Below are 4251 nucleotides of genomic sequence, written 5' to 3'. Positions count from 1 at the left end.
CGACTCATAAATCTACCCTTAATCGTGTATTGGATGATAGTTGCGGATTTTAGGAATAACACTTTGTTGCAGATTGTTTTGAAACAATCCAGGATGCCAGATTGGGTTGTTGCAGACACTGATGAAAAAGGTACGGATTTTTTGAACGGAAATACCAAAAAGAGTTATCGTACATTTGGTTTGAAATCTTATATTGACGGTATTTATGATGCTTATGATACTAATATTGCTAAATTTAAAATATTAATTAAATAATCGTATAACTATGGCGTTTTTTGAAACAATTTATTCTTGGTTCCATAATTTTTACAATGATGTGATGTGGGACACAGTGAGAGAAATCATTTCTGATAATGATGAGTTATTATTTGCTGATAGCCTTTATGTTGTTGGCATAGTTACGTTAGTAGTATCTTTATTGGTGGCTGTAGCTTTCTATATATGGCCTATCAATAGTCCGAGTTTTAAGTCTTGGAAGGCTTGGCTAGTGATGCTGTTGTTATCTATGCTTATTAACTTTGGTATAGGAGTTGGTATGGGATATTCAAGAGTGTTGTCTGTAAACGATGATGAAGAGGCTTGTGCGCTTGTTTTGGGTGATGACTATGACGGTCAGGCATTGACAGACGAAACAGGCATCAATAACTATCTCGGTTTTGGCTTGTCTAACCTTTTTGTAGGAGGTATCTTCTTTATTATATGTAGTATTCCTCTTACTTTTTACAATGGTAATGCAAGATTCTCACCTTTTAGAAAATAAATACAATTATGAGTAAATTATATGTTTTTGCAATAGGAGGAACCGGTTCTCGTGTACTCAAGGCACTGACTATGTTGATGGCAACTGGTGTGAAAGTTCCTGTAGATAAAATAGTTCCTATAATTATTGATCCAGATGCAGCAGGTGGAAACAAAACAGAAACTGTAAACATCATGGATCTTTATCGAAAGTTTCATAGCAATGTTGATTATAATGATTCCCAGGCAACATTCTTTCATACACCGTTGGAAAAGTTGAATTTTCCGTCACAAGATTATGTTTTGCCTTTAGGTGGGCAAACTAATAAAAAGTTCAATGATTATATGATGTTTTCATCTTTTTCTGAGGAAAATAAAGCATTGGTTAATATGTTATTTTCTGATGATAATCTTAACTCTGACATGACGGAAGGCTTCATTGGAAATCCGAATATAGGTAGTATTGTACTCAATCAATTTGCACAGTCTCCTCAATTTACTACATTTGCAAATGATTTTACTGCCGGTGATAGTATATTTATTATAAGTTCTATTTTTGGTGGAACAGGTGCAAGTGGTTTTCCTCTTCTTTTAAAGAACCTTCGTCACATAGACCCTAGCTTACATATACCATCTGCTGTAGCTATCATGGAGAGCAAGATAGGAGCAATATCTGTATTGCCATATTTCTGTTTGACTCCTGGCAAAAAAACAGATCCAGATTCTGATACCTTTATGGCAAAGACAAAGTCTGCTTTAGCTTATTATGATAATAACTTGAACAATATTGATGCCTTATATTATATAGGAGACCCTGCACATCAGACTTACGAAAATGTAGCTGGAGGTGTCAATCAGAAAAATAAGGCACATTTCATAGAGTTTGCTTCAGCTCTTGCAATCATCGATTTTGCTAAGAACGCTAGTTCTTTGGGAGGCAACACTGTTTACAAAGAGTATGGCATAAAAAATGATACGCGACAAATCACATTAACAGATTTTGAGAACGTAGATTATATGGCACTAGGTCGTCCAATGGCTGAGTTTACGTTGTTTAGCCTATATATACAGAACAAATTGGAAAACTCTGTTGATCAGAAATGGATTACGCAAGGTGAGCCAAATTATAATCAAGACTTCTTTGGCAATATGGATTATAATGATTTACTACAATTTGTAGATTATTATATGGCATGGTTGAAAGAAATGAAAGAAAATGACCGCTCCTTTGAACCTTTTAATTTGAATGTGACCAATGATAATGTATTTGGATTCGTAAAGAATATTGATACCAGAATGGTGTGGAACTCAAATTCTAATTGGAATTTGGTGAATGATAGATTGAATTCTGTGGATAAGGGAAAGGTATCAAAGGCTCAGACAGAAACATTAGGTAGATTTATTGTTCATATCAATACAGCCGTTAACAAGTTGGTAAATGAAAAGATAAAACTTTAATTCTTTAAAAATCATGAGTAAAGTATTTAGATATCACCAAGGAAGAGACAACATTAAGGGATGGGGTATTTCTGTTAAATATAACAATAGTGTGTATGGAAATGCCCCTGAGTCCATAAAGGATCCTGCAGGAGCTACAGCAAGCAAGGAAATAACTTCAATTCCAAGTCCTTTTGCTAGAATTGATTTGATAAAAGCGGCTTTTGGCTTTGTCAATACTATGGGATTGGATGGAAGAACTATTCACCACAAGATGGTTTCGCATGCTTTGGATGTGGCACAAATGTTCTTTAACTACGATACGTTTAAGAACGCTAAGTTGTTAGATATGATAAAGTGGGATAAAGCAAATGTACAGGTGTTGAAGAGTAGCCCAAATCCTCAAGAACGATTATTTGGTAGAACGTTGGATTTGTATTTAAACCAAGATTCTACAACTTATAATTTTGGAGAAATGAAGAGTATCTTTATGTTAAGATACGTTGGACCAGGTTCTCCAAAGCAGTTTAACATAATTGGTGCGACATCTCCTGCGACATTGTTCTTTACATCAGCCAATGATAACTCTTGCGTTTCTAACTATATAAAATTTGGAACCCACAAGGCTCTTGATTCTGATGTCTTCGTGAAACTTTCAAAGAGAGACGCTAATTTCATCAAGTATATGTATGATTTGCGAGCTTCAATTCCTGATTTTGCATTAAAATTTAGGGAAGTGGATGAATATCTTAACATAAGTTTTGGTGAATTGCCATATGAGTTACAACTATATGTTAATGCTGTAGCTCAGGGGACTCAGATCTCAGCAAACTATGATGAGCTTGATTATATGTCAGGAGTGCCAGTTGAAGTTTTGGGGTTTCCATTGGGTAAATTACGTCCTGTAAATATTGGAGCAGTAAGTGATTTTGCTTTGAAAACCTCCAAGCAATTAAATAAGATTCCTTTGGCATTGCCATGTGGCGCTTTTTCTAGAGCATGGAGATATACAACATCAATATGGAATTCTGATATTCAGGTTCCTGTATGTGATAATCGTAAAATAGGTGCTCGTACTTTACCACAGGACAATACAGCCTGGCCATATCTTACTATGGACGATTTCTTGGAGAAAAACATTATAGAAATGGATAGTGAGGGCGTTTCTTCGGATTTCTTTTATGGCAACATGACAGATGACTCTGGCATTTCTCATAGTTTTTTGCTGCCAATAAAACAGACATATTTTGACTATTTTTCTGTCAATGAGTTGAAAAAGGCTTTGCGAATGGAGTGCCACAGTTCTGATGATCTGGGTATGCGTGTTAAAGTGTCCTTGGATATCCCCGTGAAAGCTGGTATTGTTACTTATGAACGCAATTATATGGTCCAAGCTACTGATGGGGATATGATGAATCCTAAAGATGGTGCTATCATTCCTATGAGTTTTACGATGACTATGTTCCCTTGTGTGAAGTTCCCAATAGGAACAAAGCCTGATTACCGTCTTACGTTATTGACTTTGGAAGATGACTATCAGATGAAACTCTCTTGTGTAAAGGAAGATAATTCAAAAGCGCTACCTATCGCAAAAATGGATAGAAATATAAATAGTTCAGGAGGGCGAGAGGAAATTTTGGCACCAAATCAGCCGATGTATGCAGTTGAAGAAAATTTTGAGTTTATTACCTTGAATATTAATGGATATGATGCAGTAATAGTTCCTGAATGGCGTGGAAATGCAGGTGGAAGTACTTATGAGTTTGCTGTTGATTTTGGAACAACGAACACGCATATTGAGTATAAGGTAGGTGCTGGAGCTAGTAAGTCTTTGGACATAACTGATGAGCATATTCAAATGTCTTGTCTCAATGTTGATGCTCTAAAGAATACTAACATATTACCGTCTATTAGAAATAATCAGATTCCATATAAATTAGGTATAGATATTAAGTTTCCGATGCGAACGTTGTTGTCTTATAAGACAGCTACTAATTGGGACCAGCCTTTCTGGCCTTATATTAGGGAGTGTCGTTAAATATTAAGATTATTTACAACTATCTAATCCTCAATGTG

Annotated in this window: 4 protein-coding genes; all 4 read left to right on the top strand. The window is 35.5% G+C overall.

Features of this window, described 5'->3' with window-relative positions; translation table 11 throughout:
* Positions 1-255: hypothetical protein (locus KM934_RS12385; protein WP_215760913.1), on the top strand; the 255-nt coding region annotated here is incomplete at its 5' end.
* A 10-nt stretch (positions 256-265) separates the two neighbouring features.
* Positions 266-760, top strand: a complete 495-nt coding sequence (locus KM934_RS12380) for a hypothetical protein (protein WP_215760911.1) — start codon at positions 266-268, stop codon at positions 758-760.
* Between the two features lie 8 nt (positions 761-768).
* Positions 769-2196, top strand: coding sequence for a hypothetical protein (locus tag KM934_RS12375; protein WP_215760910.1), 1428 nt, complete (start codon positions 769-771; stop codon positions 2194-2196).
* A 13-nt stretch (positions 2197-2209) separates the two neighbouring features.
* Positions 2210-4213, top strand: coding sequence for a hypothetical protein (locus tag KM934_RS12370; protein WP_215760909.1), 2004 nt, complete (start codon positions 2210-2212; stop codon positions 4211-4213).
* Positions 4214-4251 lie beyond the last annotated feature (38 nt).

The sequence above is a fragment of the Hallella faecis genome (genome assembly GCF_018789675.1).
GTDB classification, from domain to species: Bacteria; Bacteroidota; Bacteroidia; order Bacteroidales; family Bacteroidaceae; genus Prevotella; species Prevotella faecis.
This window is presented reverse-complemented; position numbering and strand designations above follow the sequence as displayed.